We start from the raw sequence: 20910 nt of genomic DNA, 5'->3' as shown, positions 1-20910 counted from the left end.
CACAGCTACAGATCTGCTTAGTCGATGGTTGAACTGCCGAAGCCGCCTTTGGGGTCGAAGACCGGCTGCTTCTCTGTCCTCTTTATCGAGGAGAGGCCCTGCAACCATTTCTGAGACGAGCGGCACCAGTACTGATCCTTGGGAACGAGTTGATCTCGCTGTCGGATGCTGCCGACCCGCAACGCCACCACTCTTGAAGCGAGACCCGGCGGAGCGGAGTAGAGGTGCGTGCCACAGTTGCCGCAGAATGCTTGCTCGCGCTTGTTGCCACTCTCTCCGGTTTTGACGTAGCGCTTCGGCGCGCCGGACAACAACACGAACGTACCCTCCACGGCGGGAACCGCCGTGCGGAAGGCACCACCTGATAGTGTCTGACAATCCGTACAGTGGCAGATGATCACGTTGTCCGGGTTGACCTCCGCCTTGTATCGAATGTCACCACAGTGACAGCTTCCATCAATCTTCATGGTGTGCCCTTTGGCTGGGTTGACCAAGCAAAACGAGGCTAACTCGCCGGATCGCGGCTGCAAAGGGGTCGCAGGAAGGAGCGTTCCGCCAAGGCATGAGCGGACGGAAGGGCGCGTGGCCAACATCCTGCTGCGGTTGCTTTTCGGCGAATCCGATCTGCTTCAGCCCTATCTCTACCGCGCCCGCAACCGGGTCGAGCGGTTCTTTGACACGATCAAACAATATCGTCGCCTGGCGACACGCTATGACAGGCTTGCTGCCAACTACCTTGCCTTCGCTCAACTCGCGTCAATCAGGCTGTCGCTGCGCCTTAATGAGTCCCGTCCTAGTGCAATACGGCCGTAAGAGAGCATCGCCCGTCCCTGACAAGTTGTGGTCGCCACGGAGTTATTGCCCAAAAAAGAAAGGGCCAGCGTGTAGCTGACCCCTTCAGCAGCACTGGAGCGATCAAAAAACGTGCTTACTTCTTGCACTTCTTGGCCGACTCTTTGTCCGCATACGGACCACAGTTATAGGCGTTGGTCAGTTCGTCCATGGTCTGCGGCCAGCTATCCATGGAGCCCGCCCGGGCACCATTCTGGCTAGTTCCCACGTTTTTCACCTGCTGGGAACGAGTTGGTTCTGCTTCTGCATCAACTGCGAAAGATGCAGAGAGAAATCCGGCTGTAAGAAGTCCGACGAACAGCGTCTTGGTAATCATGGTTTCCTCCCTATGGAGTTCGAGTTCAGAGTAGCCGTTGGTGGCCACGCAAAGCGGGGGAGTTCAAAATCAGCGCGACATACGGCGCACGATCGGAGGGGGTTACTTGAATAAGGTGATGTAAGTCACTCTAGACGCACTTGCTGCTGCCCATGATGCCGCTGTCCAGAGATCGACACCTCGATTGTCCGCGTCCATCAGCATGGCGCTGTGCCACTAGGAACTGGGACCAATCGATGGAAAGGTCACGCGGTGGCTTGACGAGTGAAATCCACGGCTATGGCTGACCGCGCGTTACGAGTCCACGCGCTAGATTGGCGAGAGCGTTGGAGAATTGGCGTCGCACGGATTCAGACGGTCGGCGCGTCTTGCAGTGTACCTTATGAAAACGGAAGTCCAGGTTGGCGGTTGAAGCCGTCGGCATCCGGAGCGGCGATGATGGCATTATGCCCCTGTTTTGCCCGACGGAACAACCTGTTTTCGTAAAATCCGTAAGCCTCGCCGCAAGTCATTGAAAACGCTGTCAGCGGCTACTGTGCATGGGGTTGTTTTCGACTTTCTGTTTTTCCAGCGACCCTGCCTGTCCAGATCAGCGCTAGTGTCCGCCGAGATAGGCTGTGATGAGCCGGGGATCGTGGATGAGATCCTTGGCGGGGCCGGACTGCACGATCTCGCCGGTCTCGAGCACATAGCCATAGTCGGCCGTCTCCAGCGCGGCGCGGGCGTTCTGCTCGACCAGCAGGATCGAGACGCCGAGATCGCGCAGCGAGGCGATGGTGCGGAAGATCTCGCGCACGATCAGCGGCGCGAGGCCGAGGCTCGGCTCGTCGAGCATGAGCAGCTTCGGCTTGGCCATCAGCGCGCGCCCGAGCGCCAGCATCTGGCGCTCGCCGCCGGAGAGGGTGCCGGCGGCCTGGCGCTGCCGCTCCTTCAGGCGCGGAAAGCGATCATAGACCTCGTCCAGCGTCTTCTGGACGCCCGAGCGGTCGCGCAGGCTGTAGGAGCCGAGCAGGAGATTATCGGCGACCGACATGTCGGAGAACAGCTCGCGCTTCTCCGGCACGAGGCACAGCCGGCGCTCGACGCGGTCCTCGACGGACATCCTGCCGATGTCGTTGCCCTGAAAGGCGAGGCGGCCGCGGGAGGCGAGCAATCCGATAGCGGCCATCAGCAGCGTGGTCTTGCCGGCGCCGTTCGGGCCGATCACGGTGACGATCTGGCCTTCCTCGACCGACAGCGAGACGTTGCGGACCGCTTCGACATTGTCGTAGCAGACGGTCACATCCGTCATGGAAAACATCTCGCTCACGCGACGCCTCCGAGATAGGCCTCTTGAACCCGTTCGTCGCTCCGGATCGCGGCAGGCGCGCCCTCGCAGAGCTTGGAGCCGAAGTCGAGCACGACGATGCGGTCGACCAGCGACATCACGAACTCCATGTCATGTTCGACGATCAGGATGGTCAGATGGTCCGACCGCAGCGAGCGGAGCAGCTCCGCAAGCCTGAGCTTCTCCTGGCGGCGCAGGCCCGCGGCCGGCTCGTCCAGCACCAGCAGCGCCGGGTCTGCGGCGAGAGCGCGCGCGATCTCCAGGATGCGCTGGTTGCCGAGCGGCAGATTGCCCGCGAGCTCGAACGGCTTGTCGCCGAGCCCGACGCGTTCGAGCTGCTTCAAGGCCTCGTGCCGGGTGCTGGCTTCCTCGCGCTGGTTGAGGCGGAATGCGCCGGCGAACAGGCCCGTGCTGGTGCGCGCGTAGGTGCCGAGCATGACGTTTTCGAGCAGGCTCATGCGCGGCCGCAGCTTCACATGCTGGAAGGTCCTGGCGATTCCGCCCCTCGCGATGCGGGATTGTGGATCGCGCGAGATGGCGCGTCCGGCAAAGACGATCTCGCCCTTGTTGACCCTGAGCGCGCCCGTCAGGCAGTTGAACATCGTGCTCTTGCCGGCGCCGTTCGGGCCGATGACGGCGAGGATCTCGCCGGAGCGGACTTTGAAGCTGACATTGTTGACCGCGACGAGACCGCCGAACCGCCGCTCGGCGCCGTCGACCTTCAGAAGCAGTTCGCCCGGTTTCGGCTGGGGACGGCGGGGCAGGGGCGGGGCGGCTGGCGGCCGTTCGCGCTTGATCTTCGGTAAGTAGCGCGCGACGAACGGCACGATGCCCTGCCGCGCCCATTGCAGGAACAGGATGAACAGCGCGGAGAAGGCGACGATCTCGAGCTGGCCGGACGCGCCCTTGGCGATCAGCGGCAGATAGTCCTGCACGCTGTTCTTGAGCAGGGTGACGATAGCGGCGCCCACGACGCCGCCGAGCAGGCTGCCGGCGCCGCCGACCATCGACATCATCAGATATTCGATGCCCATGCCGGCCTCGAACGGCCCCGGGCTGATGAAGCGGCTCATATGGGCGTAGAGCCAGCCGGAGAGCGAGGCGAGGAAGGCCGCGATCACGAAGGTCACGAGCTTGATCCGGAACGCGTTGATGCCGAGGCTTTCGACCAGGATATTGCCGCCGCGCAGTGCGCGCATGGCGCGGCCGACCCGGGAGTCCAGGAGATTGTATCCGAGGAAAAGCACCACGACGACGATGCCCCAGATCAGGAAATAGATCTGGGCGCTCGAGACGAGCGCGAGTGATCCGATGCTGATCGGCGGGATCGACGAGATGCCGTTGAAGCGCCCGAGCCCCTCGACATTGCCGAACAGGAAGCCGATGGCGAGCCCCCAGGCGACGGTCGAGAGCGACAGGAAATGGCCCTGGAGCCGCAAGGTGACAACGCCGAGGACGGTCGCGACGCCGCAGGTCAGCGCCACCCCGAACACGAGGCCGAGCCACGGGGAATATCCATTCAGAGCAGAGACCCAGGCCGTGGCATAGGCCGCGACGCCGACGAAGGCGGCCTGTCCGAAGGACACGATGCCGCCGACGCCGGTGAGCAGGGCAAGGCCGATCGCGACCAGCGAATAGATGCCGATATAGTTCATCAGCGTGATGCTGAAGGGGTTGAGGACGAATGGCGCGAGCGCGAGGCACGCTATCGCCGCCACTGCCGCGAGCTGAACGTGAAGGCGCGTCATTCCTCGATCTCCTCCTCGGAATGCAGCGAGGCGAGGGATCGCCAGATCAGGATCGGGATCAGAAGCGAGAACACGATGACATCCTTCAGCGCGCTGCTCTCGAAGGATGCGAAGCTTTCGAGGATACCGACGCCGACGGCGCCGATGGCCGCGCCGGGATAGCTCGTCATGCCGCCGACGATGGCGCCGACGAAGGCCTTGAGGCCGAGCAGGAAGCCGGAATCGTAGAATATGGTGTTGACGGGCGCGATCAGGATTCCGGAGACGCCGGCCATCAGCGAGCCCAGGAGATAGGCGATGGTGCCGGCGCGGGCGGGACGTATGCCCATCAGGCGGGAGCCGGTCCGGTTCACGGCCGTCGCGCGGAGCGATTTACCGACCAGCGTGAAGTCGAAGAAGAGATAGAGCAGGCCAGAGAAGACGAGGGCTGCAATCACGATCAGCATGGTCTGGCCCGAGATCAGCACGCCCGCAAGTTCGGTCGACAATGACGTCAGCGGCTCGGTCCTGACACCCTCGGGACCGAAGAAGAGCAGCCCAAGGCCGACCAGCGCGAAGTGCAGGGCGACGGAAACAGTCAGGAGCAGCAGCACCGTTCCGTCCGCAATGGGACGGAAGACGATCCGGTCCAGCAGCGGGGAGATGGGGGTGATCAGCATCAAGGCCAGCACGAGCCTGATGGCGAGCGGCGGATCGGCGCGCATGGTCAGCGAGGCGAGGCCAACCACGGCCAGCGGCAATGCGAGATAGAAGAAGAGAGCGCGCGGAAGCTGCCGACGCTCGCCATTGCGCAGCAGCGAGACGATTTCGATCAGGGTTGCGAGGCACGCAAGGATGACGACCAGCGCACCCGTGCCCGGAAAGCGCTTCGCGTCGAGCGCCGCCAGCGTCAGCGCCGTGAAGGCCGCGATGTCGCCAAAGGGAATGAAGATGACCCGTGTCACCGTGAAGATGAGGACGGTCCCGATCGCCACCAGCGCGTAGACTGCGCCGGTGGCGATCCCGTCGATCGCAAGAATGGCTGCGATGTCGCTCGTCATTGAGAACGCCGTCCCCTTGTTCTGGTGGCCTGCCCTGTCCGACTACGGCGCGTATTTCCAGGCGCCGCCCGTCAGGCGCACCACGACCAGCGCGCGCTCATCGACGCCGGTCACCGAGCCGGGCTTGAAGTTGTAGATGGCGTGCACGCCGGGCAGCTCCTTGGTGCTGAGGATCGCGTCCCGCAGGGCGGCGCGAAATTCCGCCGTGCCGGGCTTCGCCGTCTTGAGCGCGCGCTCCGCTGCGTTGGCGAAGATCAGCCAGGCGTCGAAGGAGTAGGCCGAGAAGCCGTCGGTGGTCGGGATGTTATGGACCTTCTGGTAGACGCTGCGGAAATCCAGCGCGATCTTCTTGGCGAAATGTTCGTCGGGCAGCTGCTCGGCCACGATGACCGGGCCGGCGGAGACTTGGATGCCTTCGGCCGCCTTGCCGCCGACGTTCACGAAGTCCGGATTGACGAGCGCCACCGTGCCGTAGGTGTTTCCCTTGAAGCCGCGCTCCGCGAGGCTGAGGAGCGGCAGCGCGCCTTGCGTCCCCGAGCCGCCGTCCAGCACGGCGTCCGGCCGCGCCGCGAGCACTTTGAGGATCTGCGCCGTGACCGAGGTGTCGGTGCGCGCATAGCGCTCGTTGGTCTGGATCTTGACGTCGCCGGCGGCCTCCGCCGCCTTGGCGCCGTTGTAGACGAGGTCCCCCCAGGCGTCGGAGAAGCCGATATAGCCGATGTTCTTCATGCCATCGCGCTTCATGCGATCGGCGATGATCTTGACGAGGAGGGACGCAGGCTGCGGCACCGACACCACCCACTGCTCGGGTGTTTCCGGCAGTTTGCCGATCGGCGAGACCGCGATCATCGGCACTTTCAATTCGCTCGCCACCGCCGCCATGGCAATGGTCGAGGGCGCCGTCGCGGTGCCTATCAGGAGGTCGACCTTCTCTTCTTCCACCAGCTTGCGCGCGTTGCGGGTCGCGGCCGACGGGTCGGAGCCGTCGTCGAGCTGGATCAGACGGATGGTCTCGCCGTTGACGGTCTTCTTGTATTCATAGGCCGCGTTGATGCCACGCCCGTAGGGGATGCCGATCGACGAGCCGTTGCCGCTGAGCGAGGTGACGAAGCCGATGGTGATATCGGCCCGCGCGGCGGGGGCTGTGACGATGCCGGCGGCAAGTGCAAGTAAACTCAGAGTCTTGCGCATATGCGTTCTCCTCCGTTGATGCTGGATAGGAATGCTTCGATGCTGCCGCACGGGGTCCCCGAACGACGAACCGACCGATTGAAAACATTGCTGCGGCGCCAAATACCGAGCGCGACCGAAGAGAGTGTGCTCGCCCGGCGCTCAGCAGCCATGATGTTGCGTGCCGCGCGAACGATAGGCCCACCGGCACATGCAAGCGGGCCTTTTCCGGAGCGATGAAAGGTCGTCGGTGCCGCCGCGATGCGCGAACGGCGATGCTGCTGCTAAGGCCGGCTGTTCGAGCACGGCGACTGTCCACACGATCGAGTCTCTCAAAATCGGTGCCCTGCAACATCATTGTCATGGCCACCGGTCTTTGACCGGCGAGGAATTACTTAAAGCCTAAAGTAACTCCGGTGGCGCCGTCAACACGTGTCACGGGGCTGTCAGAAAAAAATGTTGTTGCATACAATTTCGTCAGTGTGCGGCCCTCCTGCGCTCATCGACGCATAGAAAACGCCGTGCTCGCCTTGACCCCGACGGCACGGGTCGCCGTCGCCGCCGCGCGCATTTGACGCGTCAATTAGTTTATGGTTGAAATATATTCATCGGCAGCCGACGACCGATCCTCCGATCACCGCTTGAGGAGAAGGACGATGCGCATCTTCTGGCAGAGCTTTGTTGATGCGAGCGTGAATGCGCCCTACATGGCGCGGCTGTCGGAATACCTGAACGACATCGCTGCGCCAGGCACGACGGTCCACGTCCAGGGCATCAGTCCGCCGGACCGCGAGTTCGGACGGCTCGCGGAATTGGGCTGTGCGGTCCAGGCAATCGACAACGGTATTGCGGCGGAGGAGGGTGGGTTCGACGCCTTCGTCATGGGGCATTTTCAGGATCCCGGACTCTACGAGCTGCGCTCGGCGCTCGACATTCCCGTGATTGGGACTGGCGAGGCGACGTTGCTGGCGGCCTCACAACTCGGGCGGCGGCTAGGTCTTGTGACGCTCGATCCCGTCTTCGAGGTCTTGCACTATGAGCAGGCTGAGCGTTACGGCCTCGGCGATCGCGTCGTCCATGTGACCGGCCTTGGCTGCAGGCCGGATGATTTCGCCGATGCGTTCGCCGGAAACGCCGCCGCCCAAGCCCGCATGATCAAGGATTTCGTCGCCTGCGCGCTCCCGCTGGTGGAACGCGGCGCGGATGTCGTGATCCCGGCCGGCGTGTTGCCAGGCCTCTTGATCGGGCGAGAGCATGGCCTGAAGGTCGGCCACGCTCCGGTGGTCAACTGCGCGGCCGTGGCGCTCAAGAGTGCCGAGATGTGGGTACAGCTCCGGAAGCTCAATGGCACCGAGCCCAGCCGCGGGCCGAGCTTCAGGCGGGCCAGCGCCCAGGCCCGCGATGACTTCCGCGCGCTACTTGCCCGTAACGGCCGCTAGTCGTCGAAACACCGTTTCTGGAGAACAAATCATGATGACCCCCGAAAAGCTCCTGTACGAGACCGAGGTGACGGCGACCGGAGGTCGGGATGGCAAGGCGGTCAGCGCTGACGGTCTGCTCTCGGTGTCCCTGTCCTTGCCGAAATCGATGGGTGGTCCCGGCGGCGAAGGCACCAATCCCGAGCAGCTCTTTGCGGCCGGCTATGCCGCTTGCTTTCTCGGCGCGGTCAAGCTCGTCGCGCGCACGCGGAAGGTGGTGCCCTCTGCCGAGCCGTCCGTGACTGCGAAGGTTGCGATGGGGCCGGTGCCCGTCGGATATGCGCTCGCTGTCGAGCTGAAGGTCAGCCTGCCCGGTGTCGAGAAGGCCGTGGCCGAAGAGGTCGTTGCCGGTGCGCATGAGCGTTGCCCCTATTCGAACGCAACCCGCGGCAATATTGACGTGAAACTGACGGTGGTCTGAGGCGGATGAACGAGGGCGGTCGGTGACCAACACCTTGCGCGCACCATATGACGGCGTGGTGATCGCGGCTCCCGTCACGATTCCCTATGTGCGCTACTCCATCGAGAGCGCGCAGTGGTGGATCGGGCGGGCGCTGAGCGCGCTCGTCGCGCAGGCCGGCATCAAGGCCTCCGACATCGACGGCCTGTGCGTCTCCAGTTTCACCATGGGCACCGACAGTGGCATCGGATTGACACAGCATTTCGGGCTCTGCGTCCGGTGGTTGGACACGATCCCGCTCGGCGGCGCCAGCGCTATTGCGGCGCTGCGCAAGGCGGCGCGCGCGGTTCAGGCGCGCGATGCCGACATCGTGGCGTGCGTCGCTGGCGACACCAATCACGTCGATTCGTTCAGGCTGACGCTGGAGAATTTCTCGCGGTTCAATCAGGACGCCGTCTATCCTTACGGCGCGGCCGGCGCCAATGCCAGCTTTGCGCTGATTGCGCGCAACTATATGCGAATGTTCGGCGTCGCGCGCGAGGACGTCGGCAAGATCGCTGTCGCCCAGCGCGCCAATGCCCTGCGCAACCCGCATGCGCTCATGAAGGCTCCGCTCACGCTCGAGCAATACCTGGCGGCCCGGCCGATTTCCGATCCGATCCACCTGTTTGATTGCGTGATGCCCTGTGCGGGCGCGGAAGCTTTCCTCGTGATGCGCGATGAGACGGCTTCATCCCTGAAGCTGCCCGCCGCGCGACTCCTTTCGACGATCGAGCGGCACAATGCCTTTGCCGACGATCCGATGCAGGTGCGCGGCGGCTGGGCGATGGATGTCGACGAGCTCTATGCGATGGCCGGCGTCAAGCCTGACGATCTCGATGTCGTGCAGACCTATGACGACTATCCCGTCATCACGATGATGCAGTTCGAGGATCTCGGATTCTGCAAGAAGGGCGAGGGCGCTGAGTTCGTGCGCCAACACGATCTCACCATCGATGGCGACTTCCCGCACAACACCTCGGGCGGACAGCTCTCGGTCGGGCAGGCCGGTGCCGCCGGCGCCTATCTCGGCCTCGTTGAAGGGTTGCGGCAGGTTCTGGGCAGTGCCGGTCCCACGCAGGTCAGGAATGCGAGCCTCGCTCTGGCCTCGGGGTTCGGTATGATCAACTATGATCGTGGTCTCGCCTCGGGTGCCGCGATCCTTGCTGGACCGTCGCGATGATAGAGCAGATCAAGCCGCCCCGGCGCAAGAATCCGCTGCTGCGGACGCGGCTGCCGGCCTCGCCACCGCGACCGCGCAGCAGGATATCGCACGGGTTCACGCGCGCGGCCGCCGAAGGCCGCTTCATGCTGCAGCGCTGCGAGGCTTGCGGCGCCTTTACCTATCCGGCGCGCGAAGCCTGTCCGTCTTGTCTTTCGGCCGGCCTCGCTTTCGTCGATGCGCCGCGGCGAGGTGTACTGCTTGCCGAGACAACGGCGCGGGTGCCGAGCGACGTCTATTTCCGCGAACGGGCACCGTGGCGGATCGGCCTCATCAAGATGGATTGCGGTCCGACGATCGTCGCACATCTTCATGCCGACTGTGCAGAGGGCGCGGCCGTCAGCATGTCGCTGCAACTCGACAAGAGCGGCCAGGCGGTGGCCTTTGCCCATCCCGAAGCGGAGACACCCAACATGGCAGACGACAAGCAGTGGCGGGAAATGACGGCCGATCCGAAATTCCGTCGCGTGCTCGTCACCAATGGCCGCAGCGTCATCGGTCAGGAAGCCGTCGCCGCATTGAAGGCGGCGGGTGCCAAGACGGTGTTCGTCGGCATTGCCGAACCATGGCGACCGTTCGCCGGCGAGGAGCGGCTGCGCGGTCAGGACGGGATCGAGATCGTGACTCTCGATGCGGCTGACGAGAAATCGGCTACCGATCTTGCGGCCGACATCGGCGGCAAGGTCGATATTCTCGTCAACACGACGGAATATGTCCGGCCGGGCGGCCTGCTCGACCGCAGGGGCACGAGCATCGCACGGGACGAGATCGATCAGGCCTATCTCGGCTTCATCAATCTGGCTCAAGCCTTTGGCCCGGCCATGCGGATGCGCGGTGCCGATGGCATCAACAGCAGCGCGGCATGGGTCAATATTCTCTCGGTCTATGCGCTGGCGAACTGGCCCGCCTTCGGCGCCTACTCGGCCTCGCAGGCCGCCTGCCTGTCGCTGTCACATTGCTTGCGCGCGGAGCTGCGGCCGGGTGGCGTCCGGGTGATGAACCTGTTCACCGGCCCTGTCGACACCGAATGGTTCCAGACCGTGCCGCCGCCGAAGGTCGCACCGCGCGCGATCGCGCAGGCGATCGTGTCGGGTCTCAAGAACGGACTCGAAGAGATGTATGTCGGAGATGTCGCCGAAGAGATCCGGCAACGTCTCGCGGCCAATCCGAAAGCGCTCGAGCGCGAGCTCGACCGATAAGAAGCGGGATTTCAACCGAGCTGGAGGACTTGACGATGCAAAGCAATCTCCTGGAGCTAGCGAGTGCGATTTCTTCCGGCGCGGTGCGCGTCGTCGATCTGACCTTCACACTCAGTCCGGACTTTCCGGTCATCGTCCTGCCGCCGGAATTCGGTCAGGCCGCGCCTGTCCGCATCCAGGAGATATCGCGATACGATGGTCGCGGCCCGGCCTGGTACTGGAACAACGTTACGTTCGGCGAACACACCGGCACGCATTTCGACGCGCCGATTCACTGGTTCACCGGCAAGAACCTGCCGAACAATGCCGTCGACACGATGCCGGCCAAGGACATGATCGCACCGGCCTGTGTCATCGACTGCTCGGCGCAGGCGGCGCAGGATCCCGATTTCCTGCTGACCGTCCCGATTGTCGAAGCTTGGGAAGCCAGGCACGGCCGGATCCCTGAGCGGAATTGGGTCCTGCTCAGGACCGACTGGTCGAAGAAGGGCTGGCGTGACTACTCCAATCTCAGGGACGACGGCGCGCATACGCCGGGCCCGAACCCGGCGGTGATGAAGTGGCTGGTGGAGGAGCGCGGTGTCATCGGTTTCGGCACCGAAACCATCGGCACGGATGCGGGGCAGGCCGGACACTTCGAGCCGCCTTATCCGGCGCATCACTTCCTGCACGGCGCGGGCCGCTACGGCCTGCAATGCCTGTGTAACCTGGATCAGCTTCCGGCCACCGGCGCCGTCATCGTGGCCTCGCCACTAAAGATCCAGAACGGTTCCGGCAGCCCGCTTCGAGTCATCGCTCTGGTGTCGTCCACTTGAGCCCCAATCAATGGCGCTCGCCAATCAGACCAAGAAATTCTCCCGAAAGACAGGTGCCATGAACTTGATCAAGAGCCTGGTGGCTTCCACTGCATTGCTGCTTGCCGTTCCGCAATTCGCGCGAGCCGAGATCCTCGTCGGATTCGTTACCGGCCTCAGTGGGCCGGTGTCATCGATCGGCATTCCCAACGCGAAGGGCGTCGCCGCAGGTCAGGCCTATATCGGCGAAATCGGCGGCGAGAAGCTGCGGGTCATCCAGCTCGACGACGGCTCCGATCCGACCGCGTCAGCACGCAATGCGCGCAAGCTGGTGGAGCAGGAGAAGGTCGATATCCTGATCGGCACGTCCGGCGCTCCTCAGACGCTCGCGATGGCGACCGCGGCCATCGAGATGAAGATTCCGATGATCGCGGTGTCGCCGATCGCACCGGTGCCGTCAGGCGACGGCGGCCCCTGGGTCGTGCAGACGCCGCAGCCGACGCCGCTTCTGGTGCAAGGAATCGTCGACCACATGAAGGCGAAGGGCCTGACGACCGTCGCCTTCATCGGTTTCTCCGATGCGTTCGGCGATCTCATGTACAACTCGCTCGAGCAGAGTGCGAAGGCCGCCGGCATCAAGGTCGTCGCCAACGAACGCTACGCCCGGTCGGACGCCTCGGTGACGGCTCAGGTGCTGCGCGCACTCGCTGCGCGTCCCGGCGCCATCATGCTCGGCGGCACCGGCACGCCAGGCGCGCTGCCGGTCATCGCTCTGTCCGAGCGGGGATATAAGGGACCGCTTTACGGCAATCACGGGCTGATCAGCGCCGATTTCCTTCGTCTGGCCGGCAAAGCCGCCAACGGCATCATGTGCCCGACGGGACCTGTGACCGCGGCGGAGCAGCTTCCGGCCAGCAATCCGATCCAGAAGGTCGCCCTGGATTTCCGCGCGGCCTTCGAAAAGGCCAACGGCGAGGCGCCGACGGATTCATTCTCGTCCTATTCCTTCGACGGCTGGCTGATCTTCGCCGACGCCGCCAAGCGTGCGCTGGCAACCGGTGCCAAACCAGGCTCACCTGAGTTCCGTACCTCGATTCGCCAGGCACTGTTCACCACCAAGGAGGTCGTCGGGACGCAGGGCGTCTACACCTACACGCCGGCGGACCGGCATGGAGTCGACGATCGCTCGCGCATCATGGTTCAGATCGAGGACGGCAAGTACAAGCTGTTGCCTTGAGGTGCGAGCATGGTCGCAATGGAGAAAGATGCGCTGGCGAACATCACCGAGGTGGTCGGCGGTGAGGACGTGACGCCTGCCTGGGCGCGCGCGATGGCGTCGTTTCCGCCGTCTGAGCGCATCCTCTCGACGATGCTCACGCGCCAGGCGGAGCGTTACGGCGATCGCCTTCTGCTCGTTGCCGGAGAGGCGCGTTGGAGCTTTACGCAGGCTGCGACGATTGCGGCTGCGTCGGCCCAGACGCTGGTCGATACCGGGATCAAGCCGGGCGACCGGGTCGCGCTGATGTGCTCGAACCGTCCGGAGTTCTTGCAGGTCTATCTCGGCTGTGCGTGGCTGGGGGCGATTGCGGTCCCGATCAATACCGCCTTGCGCGGCTTCCAGCTGTCCCACATTTTCCGCAACTCGCGTCCCGCGCTGCTCGTCATCGAGGCTCAGTTCGCCAGCGCGGTCGAGAGTGTCGAGGCGGATGTCGAGCTGCCGCCTCGGACCTGGATCATCGGAGCTGCCGCCGACGCAATCGGTGCCAGGCTTTCCGCGGTCCCGCTGCCGCCTCTTGGCGCCGCAGCCCCGGCCGGCGCCGTGCGTCCCGGTGACACCGTTGCGATCCTCTATACGTCGGGCACCACGGGGCCTGCGAAGGGTGTGTGCTGTCCGCAGGCGCAGCTGTTCTGGTGGGGCGTCTATTCGGCGCGCGCGCTCGGAATCCGCGAGGGCGATGTGCTGTTCACGACGCTGCCGCTGTTCCACACCAACGCGCTGAATGCGTTCTATCAGGCGCTGCTGAACGGATGCACGTACGTGCTCGAGCCGAAGTTCTCGGCTTCCGGCTTTTGGGCTGCCGCGCGACAGCACAATGCGACGGTCGGCTATCTGCTCGGTGCGATGGCCTCGATGCTGCTGGCACAGCCGAAGAGCGCAGACGAGTCAATGCATCGCCTTCGTGTCGCTCTTGGCGGCGGCGTGCCGCCGCAAATCCACAGCCCGTTCCGCGAGCGCTTCGGCGTACCGCTGGTCGACGGCTACGGGTCGACGGAGACGAATTTCGTGTTCGCCGGCACGATTCCGTCGGATCGGGCGGGGACGATGGGGTACCTGGCCGATGGCATTGAGGCGCGGATCGTCGACGAGAATGATTCCGCGCTGCCTGATGGAGAGGCCGGCGAGCTCGTGCTTCGCGCGAGAGAACCCTTTGCGTTCGCGTCCGGCTATTTCGGCATGCCGGAGAAGACCGTGGAGGCCTGGCGAAATCTGTGGTTCCACTCAGGCGATCGGGTCGTTCGCGATTCCGACGGGCATTATCGCTTCATCGATCGCATGAAGGATTCCATCCGCAGGCGCGGCGAGAACGTGTCCTCGTGGGAGGTCGAGCAGGCGATCCAGTCGCATCCCGCGGTCGCTGCCTGCGCAATCTACCCGCTGCCGTCGGAGTTGGGTGAGGACGAAGTTGCCGCTGCAATTCTGCTGGAGCCGGGCCACTTGCTACAGCCCGTCGACGTCGTCAGGCATTGCGAAGGGCGGATCGCCCATTTCGCCATTCCGCGCTATGTGCGAATCCTCAGTCAGATGCCGCTGACGGAGAACGGCAAGATCAAGAAGGGCGTGCTGCGCGATGCCGGTGTCACGACGGATACATGGGATCGCGAAGCGGCCGGAGTGAAGGTACGACGCTGACGTCGTATTCGCTCAAGGTTTTTGCAAGGCGTCCCTGACGGCGGCCTTGAGTTCGTCGAGCTCGCCGATCAATCCATCGAACCGATCTGCCGGGAAATCCGCCAGCAGCTCGGCAAGCCATGCGCCGTGGCTCTTGGCCATTCGCCTGAAGATCTTGCGGCCTTCGACCGTCATACAGACGATCTGCACCCGCCGGTCGAGGTTCGACGCCGTGCGGGTGATGTATCCATCTGCGACCAGGCGGTCGACGATTGGCGTGAGGTTCCCGGCCGAGACCATCAGGCGCTTGGGCAGCTCTCCCAGCACAAGTCCGCTTGGTTCGCGGTCGAGCTGGGCGAGAACGTCGAAGCGGGGCATCGTGAAGTCGAACTCTTCGCGAAACCGGCGCCGCAACTCGCTTTCGATGAGGGACGTGCAGGCGAGCAGTCGGAGCCAAAGGCGTGTTTGAGCCCTGTACTCAGCCTCCTGATCCGTCTCGTTCTTGGCCGAAACAGGGGTGGACTCCTTCGCGAGTGCCAATCGAATCTCCCGGGCTTCGTGGCTTACGAAAGCTGGCGCAGCTCTCGTGGACATTGGCAAGATAGTTCGTGCCAAAAGTAAATTCAAGGCTGGGTCCGAGGGATCCGGAATCGGCGCCGCCGTGCATCCGATTTACACTAAAATTCAGATCGACGCTGCGGCGAGGGGCGTGCCCTCCAGGGCCTTTGCAGAACCGCCTTGACAAGGCACGCGTCGAGGAAATATTTTATACTTAAAATAATTGGGTGAGAGCTCGGCGCAACGCGCGAAAGCGAGGGATCATGCGCATAGTCTGTATCGGCGGCGGGCCGGCCGGCCTCTATCTGGGCCTCCTGATGAAGCGTCGACATCCGGAACATGTCGTCACGGTCGTCGAGCGCAACAAGCCCTACGATACGTTTGGCTGGGGGGTGGTATTCTCCGATGCCATGATGTCTGCGATGCGTCTTGCCGACCCCGAAAGCGCGGCCGAGATCGAGGACGCCTTCAATCATTGGGACGACATCGAGCTGGTCTTCAAGGGGACGCGGCAGCGCACGACCGGCCACGGCTTCATCGGCATTGGTCGCAAGCATCTGCTCAACATTCTCCAGAGGCGCTGCGAGGCTCTGGGTGTCGAGCTCGCCTTCGAGCGTGAGGTGGAGTCCGATCTTGAATTCCCCGACGCCGACCTGATCGTGGCCACCGACGGTGTGAATTCCAGGATTCGCGCCCGCTATGCCGAACAGTTCCAGCCGGACATGGTGATCCGGCCGAACCGCTACATCTGGCTCGGCACCAAGAAGGCGTTCGACGCCTTCACGTTCGATTTCCAGAGGACCGAGCACGGCTGGTTCCAGGCACACATTTACAAGTTCGACGCGGAGACCTCGACCTTCATCGTCGAGACCACGGAAGAGACCTACAATGCTCACGGGCTGGGCGAGCTCGATCAGCAAGGGTCGATCGACTTCTGCGAGAAGATCTTCGCCGAGACGCTCGACGGTGCGAAGCTCTTGACCAACGCCCGCCATCTGCGCGGCTCGGCCTGGCTCAATTTCAGCCGCCTGATCTGCGGCAAATGGAGCGTGTTCAACGGCCGCTCCCATGTCGTGCTGATGGGGGACGCCGCGCACACCGCGCATTTCGCCATCGGGTCGGGCACCAAGCTCGCGCTCGACGACGCCATCGAGCTCGCCAACCAGTTCGATCGCCATGGTCACGGGCGCGACCGCATCCAGACCGTGCTGGAGGCCTACGAGGAAGTACGCCGCGTCGACGTGGCGCGCATCCAGAACGCCGCGCGCAATGCGATGGAATGGTTCGAGGTGGTCGGCCGGCGCTATGCTGATACGCTCGAACCGCCGCAATTCTTCTATTCGATGCTGACGCGTTCCCAGCGCATCAGCCATGAAAACCTGCGCCTGCGCGACCGTGCCTGGTTGGAAGGATTCGAGCGATGGTTTGCCGCGCGCTCGGGCATCGCCGTCGAGGACGGCGAACGGGTACCGCCGCCGATGCTGACGCCGCACCGCGTGCGCGGCCTCACGCTGGCGAACCGCATCATGGTCTCGCCGATGGCGATGTATTCGGCGAAGGACGGGCTGATCAACGACTTCCACATCGCCCACCTCGGAGCGCGCGCCATGGGCGGCGCCGCGTTGATCTTTGCCGAGATGACCTGCGTCTCACCGGATGCCAGGATTACGCCGGGCTGTCTCGGGCTCTGGAATGATGAGCAAGCGGCACAATGGCGCCGGCTGGTCGATCTGGTCCATAGCCTCGGACATGCCAAGGTCGGCATCCAGCTCGGCCATGCCGGGCGGAAGGGATCGACCCGGCTCGCCTGGGAGGGGATTGACCAACCGCTGGCTTCAGGCAATTGGCCGCTGATCTCGGCTTCCGCGCTGCCCTATCTGCCGCACAGCCAGTTGCCGCGGGAGATGAACCGCAGCGACATGGACCGCGTCCGCGACGATTTCGTCGCCGCAACGCGCCGTGCTGCCGACGCCGGTGTCGATTGGCTCGAGCTTCATTGCGCCCATGGCTATTTGCTATCGAGCTTCCTCTCGCCGCTGACCAACCGGCGGACTGACGAGTATGGCGGCAACCACGAAAATCGTGCGCGCTTTCCGCTGGAGGTCTTCAGGGCGATGCGCGCGGCGTGGCCATCCGATCGGCCGATGTCGGTGCGGCTGTCCTGCCATGACTGGACCGAAGGCGGCAACACGCCGGCCGACGCCGCGATCTTCGCTGCGATGTTCAAGGAGGCGGGAGCAGACGTGATCGATTGCTCCTCGGGACAGGTCTGGAAGGAGGAACGGCCGATCTACGGCCGCCTGTTCCAGACGCCATTCGCCGATCTGATCCGCAACGAAGTCGGCATCGAGACGATAGCAGTCGGTGCGATCTCCGAGGCCGATCACGCCAACTCGATTCTCGCGGCTGGCCGCGCGGATCTCTGCGCGATTGCGCGGCCGCATCTCGCCGACCCGGCCTGGACGCTGCACGAAGCCGCGCGCATCGGGATCACAGCGGTCAACTGGCCAAAGCAATATCTGTCCGCCAAGGGACAATACGAAGCCAATCTGGCGCGTGCCGCTGCCGTGGCCGCGCAGTGAGCGAAGGAGGGATCGGATGAACTCCGTGGTAAAGATGATCCGGCGCGAATGGCTGGACTGGCCGTTCTTCGAGCCCCGCCATCTTGCGATCGGCGAGGCGCTCGATCGCTTCGTGCAGTCGGGAGCCCTCGGCAAGATCGATCACAATGATGTGGATGGTGCCTGTCGCAAGCTTGTGCGCGCGATGGGCGCGGCGGGGTTGCTCGATTGCGCGGTCGCGGCGCCCGATGGCGATGCGACGTCGATCGATTCCCGCTCGATCTGCCTGTCGCGCGAGTCGCTGGCCTATGCCGATGGCCTCGCCGATTTTGCTTTCGCCATGCAGGGGCTTGGCTCCGGAGCGATTGCACTGGGTGGCTCGGCGGAGTTGCGCAAGGCCGTGCTGCCGAAGGTGCGTTCCGGCGAATGGCTCGCGGCCTTCGCGCTCTCCGAGAAGGAGGCGGGGTCGGACGTCGCGGCGATGTCCTGCACGGCGCGGGTCGACGGCGACAACTACGTCATCGACGGCGAGAAGACCTGGATCTCGAACGGCGGCATTGCCGACGTCTATACGCTGTTTGCGCGAACGGGCGAGGCGCCGGGCGCCCGCGGCATTTCGGCCTTCGTCGTCTTTCCGGATGATCCCGGTTTTAGCATTGCCGAGCGCATCGACGTCATCGCGCCGCACCCGCTGGCGACGTTGCGCTTTACCAATTGCCGGATTCCCGCGAGCCGTAGGCTCGGCGCGCCCGGGGGCGGGTTCAAGCTCGCGATGCAGACGCTGGACATTTTCCGCGCATCGGTCGCCGCCGCAGCCCTCGGCTTTGCCCGTCGCGCGCTCGACGAGGCATTGTCGCATGTCCGCAGCCGAAACATGTTCGGTGCGACGCTGGGGGATCTTCAACTGACCCAGGCCGCGCTCGGCGACATGGCGACCGACACCGATGCCGCGGCGTTGCTGACCTACCGCGCGGCCTGGCGCCGCGATGTGCAGAAGCTTCCGACGACGCGCGAAGCTGCCATGGCGAAGCTGACCGCCACCGAGACCGCTCAGCGCGTCATCGACCGTGCCGTCCAGATGTTCGGCGGCCGCGGCGTGCGCAAGGGAGAGGTCGTCGAAAGTCTCTATCGCGAAATCCGCGCGCTGCGCATCTACGAGGGCGCGACCGAGGTCCAGAAATTGATTGTCGCCCGCGAGCTGTTGAAGCCGCGCTGAAGGGATTGAGAACTACGCATGAGCACGATCAGCAAGCCGGAAGTCCCCGCGACGCGTGGTCTGCAACTGCTTCAGCCCAGCGGCTGGCGGCAGCCGAAGGGGTATGCGAACGGCGTCATGGCCGAAGGACGACTCATCGTGACGGGTGGTGTGGTCGGTTGGGACGCAGCCGGGCGATTTGCGGACGGCTTCGTTGCGCAGGTCCGCCAGACGCTCGAGAACATCGTCGCGATTCTGGCAGAGGGGGGCGCGCGGCCGGACCATCTCGTGCGCCTGACCTGGTACGTCGTGGACATGGACGAATATGTGTCGAACCTGAAAGCGCTCGGCAGAGTCTATCGCGAGGTCATTGGCACCCATTACCCTAGCATGGCGCTGGTGCAGGTCGTGCGTCTCGTCGAGCCATCCTCGCGTGTCGAGATCGAGGCGACGGCCGTCGTCCCGCGCTGACGAAGGCGTCGGCCGCAGGCCCGCGGCGAGACCGCGACGATGGAAAGCTCTCTACGGCGCCCGTGATGGATTGGAGCGAGAGCTCAATATTTTCAATCGGCTAAGGGGCGGCGTGTGCACCATGTGTGCACCGGGAGATGCACAAAAATCTATCGACTGCAAATTTGAGCAGACGGTCTGAGGCGTGATACTGAGCTCGGCTTCCGCGCGATCGAATTGACGAGAGCAGTGCAGCGACTACAACAGGCGTTTCGCCGCCGGTCATGAGTGAGAAAGAAGCCCAATGTTCCTGACCGAGAACGATCTGAATGAATTGGTGACATGGCGACGCCATCTTCACGCCGTGCCGGAACTGTCGGGGCAAGAGGCAAAAACCGCGGAAGCCGTGCGGGCCCGTCTTCAGGCGGCGGGTGCCGACAGGATCGTTTCGGGCCTCGGTGGTCACGGCGTGCTTGGAATCTATGATGGACGTGAGTCTGGCCCGACGATCATGCTTCGGGCCGAACTGGATGCACTGCCGATTCAAGAAAAATCAGAACTCAAGCATCGATCGCTGATAGCAGGAAAGGCCCATCTCTGCGGTCATGATGGTCATATGGCAATTCTGGCGGCCGTAGCGCAAAATCTGAGCCAGCAACGTCCAAGCCGAGGTCGCGTAGCGCTCCTGTTTCAGCCGGCCGAGGAGGACGGGTCCGGTGCGGCCGCCGTTCTGGCTGACGCGAAGTTTGAGCAGGTGCGGCCCGACTTTGTCTTCGCGCTGCATAACCTTCCCGGCCTCGGTCTTGGACAGGTCTCTCTTGCCGAAGGTTTGGTGAATTGCGCCTCGCAAGGAATGCAGATCAGATTATCAGGACGAACGACGCACGCGTCGAATCCGGCGCTCGGTATCTCCCCGAAAGACGCGCTCGCCAGGCTTCTGCTGGAGATACCCGCGCTCGGGCGCGGGACGGAGCTAGACGACGACTTCTCAATGCTGACGGTCACCCACGCAAGACTTGGGGAGCCTGCGTTCGGTATCGCGCCGGGCTTCGGCGAATTGTGGGCGACACTGAGAACATGCACCGACATGATGATGGAACGGCTCCGCCTGGAGGCGGAAGACTTGGTTCGGCGCGTGACGGCCGGCGAGGGGCTGAGCACGGAAATCGCTTATCGCGACGTCTTCAATCATTGCGCAAACGACGTCGATGCTGTTGCCCAGCTTAGAAGCGCGCTGGACGCAGAGGGGGTGCGACATTCGGCGGAGGGCCTTCCACTGCGTGGCTCCGAGGACTTCGGACGTTTTGGCTCCCGTTCGAAGTCGGCGATGTTTTTCCTGGGAGCCGGCAAAGAGCATCCCGGGCTGCATGAGTCGAACTACGACTTTCCGGATCAGTTGATAGAAATTGGTGCAAGAATATTCGTGCGCACCATACGCAACCTGCTTGGCTAAATACAGAATTCCGGACGGAGTGACAGCGTATCGCCTGCATGTCACATGTTGGATCGGCGCTTAGAACGATTTGAAACTAGAAGCTTTCGAAAATTTGCAGTGAAGTTCGAAACAGGAAATCGCTTCTCCGATCACGACGGTTTCGTCGTGCAACCTTAGATAATTTCTAGGTCCCAATTCCTTCTCGCAGCACCGTCGTATGTTAGGAAGCGACGGGG

General features: G+C 63.6%; 18 protein-coding genes and 2 pseudogenes. 13 read left to right on the top strand and 7 right to left on the bottom strand.

Annotated features, from left to right (window positions below; translation table 11 throughout):
• Positions 1 to 17 precede the first annotated feature (17 nt).
• Positions 18 to 467: a GFA family protein gene (locus GA0061099_RS29550; RefSeq protein WP_074448186.1), complete on the bottom strand. Its 450-nt coding sequence runs from the start codon at positions 465 to 467 to the stop codon at positions 18 to 20.
• Between the two features lie 172 nt (positions 468 to 639).
• On the opposite strand from GA0061099_RS29550, the pseudogene GA0061099_RS29545 reads away from it, so the two are divergent.
• Positions 640 to 813: pseudogene (locus GA0061099_RS29545) on the top strand (transposase); the annotation flags it as partial.
• Between the two features lie 115 nt (positions 814 to 928).
• On the opposite strand, the gene GA0061099_RS29540 reads toward GA0061099_RS29545, so the two are convergent.
• Positions 929 to 1168 carry a hypothetical protein gene (locus GA0061099_RS29540; RefSeq protein ID WP_141697692.1) on the bottom strand — a complete coding sequence of 80 codons (240 nt, stop codon included), beginning with the start codon at positions 1166 to 1168 and terminating at the stop codon, positions 929 to 931.
• A gap of 130 nt (positions 1169 to 1298) precedes the next feature.
• Here GA0061099_RS29540 and GA0061099_RS41875 point away from each other — a divergent pair.
• Positions 1299 to 1443, top strand: a pseudogene (locus GA0061099_RS41875) (IS5/IS1182 family transposase); the annotation flags it as partial.
• A gap of 320 nt (positions 1444 to 1763) precedes the next feature.
• Here the strand turns inward: GA0061099_RS41875 and GA0061099_RS29535 are convergent.
• Genes GA0061099_RS29535 through GA0061099_RS29520 form a run of 4 tightly spaced genes read right to left on the bottom strand, consistent with a single transcriptional unit; the run spans position 1764 to position 6474 of the window.
• A complete protein-coding gene (locus GA0061099_RS29535) occupies positions 1764 to 2477 on the bottom strand; it encodes an ABC transporter ATP-binding protein (RefSeq protein WP_036023838.1) in 714 nt (237 codons plus the stop codon).
• Positions 2474 to 4243: a branched-chain amino acid ABC transporter ATP-binding protein/permease gene (locus tag GA0061099_RS29530; protein ID WP_074448185.1), complete on the bottom strand. Its 1770-nt coding sequence runs from the start codon at positions 4241 to 4243 to the stop codon at positions 2474 to 2476. Before GA0061099_RS29530 ends, GA0061099_RS29535 begins: the two co-directional genes overlap by 4 nt.
• Positions 4240 to 5283, bottom strand: a complete 1044-nt coding sequence (locus tag GA0061099_RS29525) for a branched-chain amino acid ABC transporter permease (protein WP_036023840.1) — start codon at positions 5281 to 5283, stop codon at positions 4240 to 4242. The genes GA0061099_RS29530 and GA0061099_RS29525 overlap by 4 nt, the downstream gene beginning before the upstream one ends.
• Before the next feature lie 42 nt (positions 5284 to 5325).
• On the bottom strand, positions 5326 to 6474 hold the full coding sequence (locus GA0061099_RS29520; RefSeq protein WP_036023841.1) for an ABC transporter substrate-binding protein: 1149 nt from the start codon (positions 6472 to 6474) through the stop codon (positions 5326 to 5328).
• Between the two features lie 635 nt (positions 6475 to 7109).
• Between GA0061099_RS29520 and GA0061099_RS29515 the strand changes: the two genes are divergently transcribed.
• From GA0061099_RS29515 to GA0061099_RS29485, 7 genes are read left to right on the top strand one after another with little or no spacing between them, the layout of a single operon-like run.
• Positions 7110 to 7892 (top strand): aspartate/glutamate racemase family protein, encoded by a 783-nt coding sequence (locus tag GA0061099_RS29515; RefSeq protein WP_036023842.1) that lies wholly within the window; start codon positions 7110 to 7112, stop codon positions 7890 to 7892.
• 31 nt (positions 7893 to 7923) lie between these two features.
• Positions 7924 to 8352, top strand: coding sequence for an organic hydroperoxide resistance protein (locus GA0061099_RS29510; protein WP_081492913.1), 429 nt, complete (start codon positions 7924 to 7926; stop codon positions 8350 to 8352).
• Positions 8353 to 8374: 22 nt separating this feature from the next.
• Positions 8375 to 9553, top strand: a complete 1179-nt coding sequence (locus tag GA0061099_RS29505) for a thiolase family protein (protein WP_036023844.1) — start codon at positions 8375 to 8377, stop codon at positions 9551 to 9553.
• Entirely contained in the window at positions 9550 to 10791 is a 1242-nt protein-coding gene (locus GA0061099_RS29500) for an SDR family NAD(P)-dependent oxidoreductase (protein ID WP_074448184.1), read from the top strand. The genes GA0061099_RS29505 and GA0061099_RS29500 overlap by 4 nt, the downstream gene beginning before the upstream one ends.
• 35 nt (positions 10792 to 10826) lie before the next feature.
• Positions 10827 to 11606, top strand: a complete 780-nt coding sequence (locus GA0061099_RS29495; RefSeq protein ID WP_036013430.1) for a cyclase family protein — start codon at positions 10827 to 10829, stop codon at positions 11604 to 11606.
• Between the two features lie 58 nt (positions 11607 to 11664).
• Positions 11665 to 12822, top strand: a complete 1158-nt coding sequence (locus GA0061099_RS29490) for an ABC transporter substrate-binding protein (RefSeq protein WP_036023864.1) — start codon at positions 11665 to 11667, stop codon at positions 12820 to 12822.
• Between the two features lie 18 nt (positions 12823 to 12840).
• A complete protein-coding gene (locus GA0061099_RS29485; protein ID WP_036023845.1) occupies positions 12841 to 14496 on the top strand; it encodes an ATP-dependent acyl-CoA ligase in 1656 nt (551 codons plus the stop codon).
• Positions 14497 to 14508: 12 nt separating this feature from the next.
• On the opposite strand, the gene GA0061099_RS29480 is transcribed toward GA0061099_RS29485, so the two are convergent.
• On the bottom strand, positions 14509 to 15015 hold the full coding sequence (locus tag GA0061099_RS29480; RefSeq protein WP_036013463.1) for a MarR family winged helix-turn-helix transcriptional regulator: 507 nt from the start codon (positions 15013 to 15015) through the stop codon (positions 14509 to 14511).
• Positions 15016 to 15296: 281 nt separating this feature from the next.
• Here GA0061099_RS29480 and GA0061099_RS29475 point away from each other — a divergent pair, with 281 nt between their 5' ends.
• The 4 genes from GA0061099_RS29475 to GA0061099_RS29460 all read left to right on the top strand — a co-directional run bounded on the left by GA0061099_RS29475 (position 15297) and on the right by GA0061099_RS29460 (position 20692).
• Entirely contained in the window at positions 15297 to 17615 is a 2319-nt protein-coding gene (locus GA0061099_RS29475) for a bifunctional salicylyl-CoA 5-hydroxylase/oxidoreductase (RefSeq protein WP_036023847.1), read from the top strand.
• A gap of 16 nt (positions 17616 to 17631) precedes the next feature.
• Entirely contained in the window at positions 17632 to 18810 is a 1179-nt protein-coding gene (locus GA0061099_RS29470; protein WP_036023848.1) for an acyl-CoA dehydrogenase family protein, read from the top strand.
• Between the two features lie 18 nt (positions 18811 to 18828).
• On the top strand, positions 18829 to 19260 hold the full coding sequence (locus GA0061099_RS29465) for a RidA family protein (RefSeq protein WP_036023849.1): 432 nt from the start codon (positions 18829 to 18831) through the stop codon (positions 19258 to 19260).
• A 283-nt stretch (positions 19261 to 19543) separates the two neighbouring features.
• Positions 19544 to 20692, top strand: a complete 1149-nt coding sequence (locus GA0061099_RS29460; protein ID WP_036023850.1) for an amidohydrolase — start codon at positions 19544 to 19546, stop codon at positions 20690 to 20692.
• Positions 20693 to 20910: the final 218 nt, after the last annotated feature.

This window comes from Bradyrhizobium yuanmingense (genome assembly GCF_900094575.1).
Lineage (GTDB): Bacteria > Pseudomonadota > Alphaproteobacteria > Rhizobiales > Xanthobacteraceae > Bradyrhizobium > Bradyrhizobium yuanmingense.
This window is presented reverse-complemented; position numbering and strand designations above follow the sequence as displayed.

Coding starts and splice junctions, on each gene's coding strand:
- GA0061099_RS29500 (WP_074448184.1), top strand. CDS start 9,550: ATGATAGAGCAGATCAAGCCGCCCCGGCGCAAGAATCCGCTGCTGCGG.
- GA0061099_RS29470 (WP_036023848.1), top strand. CDS start 17,632: ATGAACTCCGTGGTAAAGATGATCCGGCGCGAATGGCTGGACTGGCCG.
- GA0061099_RS29515 (WP_036023842.1), top strand. CDS start 7,110: ATGCGCATCTTCTGGCAGAGCTTTGTTGATGCGAGCGTGAATGCGCCC.
- GA0061099_RS29490 (WP_036023864.1), top strand. CDS start 11,665: ATGAACTTGATCAAGAGCCTGGTGGCTTCCACTGCATTGCTGCTTGCC.
- GA0061099_RS29465 (WP_036023849.1), top strand. CDS start 18,829: ATGAGCACGATCAGCAAGCCGGAAGTCCCCGCGACGCGTGGTCTGCAA.
- GA0061099_RS29475 (WP_036023847.1), top strand. CDS start 15,297: ATGCGCATAGTCTGTATCGGCGGCGGGCCGGCCGGCCTCTATCTGGGC.
- GA0061099_RS29550 (WP_074448186.1), bottom strand. CDS start 467: ATGAAGATTGATGGAAGCTGTCACTGTGGTGACATTCGATACAAGGCG.
- GA0061099_RS29510 (WP_081492913.1), top strand. CDS start 7,924: ATGATGACCCCCGAAAAGCTCCTGTACGAGACCGAGGTGACGGCGACC.
- GA0061099_RS29520 (WP_036023841.1), bottom strand. CDS start 6,474: ATGCGCAAGACTCTGAGTTTACTTGCACTTGCCGCCGGCATCGTCACA.
- GA0061099_RS29540 (WP_141697692.1), bottom strand. CDS start 1,168: ATGATTACCAAGACGCTGTTCGTCGGACTTCTTACAGCCGGATTTCTC.
- GA0061099_RS29485 (WP_036023845.1), top strand. CDS start 12,841: ATGGAGAAAGATGCGCTGGCGAACATCACCGAGGTGGTCGGCGGTGAG.
- GA0061099_RS29460 (WP_036023850.1), top strand. CDS start 19,544: ATGTTCCTGACCGAGAACGATCTGAATGAATTGGTGACATGGCGACGC.
- GA0061099_RS29530 (WP_074448185.1), bottom strand. CDS start 4,243: ATGACGCGCCTTCACGTTCAGCTCGCGGCAGTGGCGGCGATAGCGTGC.
- GA0061099_RS29525 (WP_036023840.1), bottom strand. CDS start 5,283: ATGACGAGCGACATCGCAGCCATTCTTGCGATCGACGGGATCGCCACC.
- GA0061099_RS29495 (WP_036013430.1), top strand. CDS start 10,827: ATGCAAAGCAATCTCCTGGAGCTAGCGAGTGCGATTTCTTCCGGCGCG.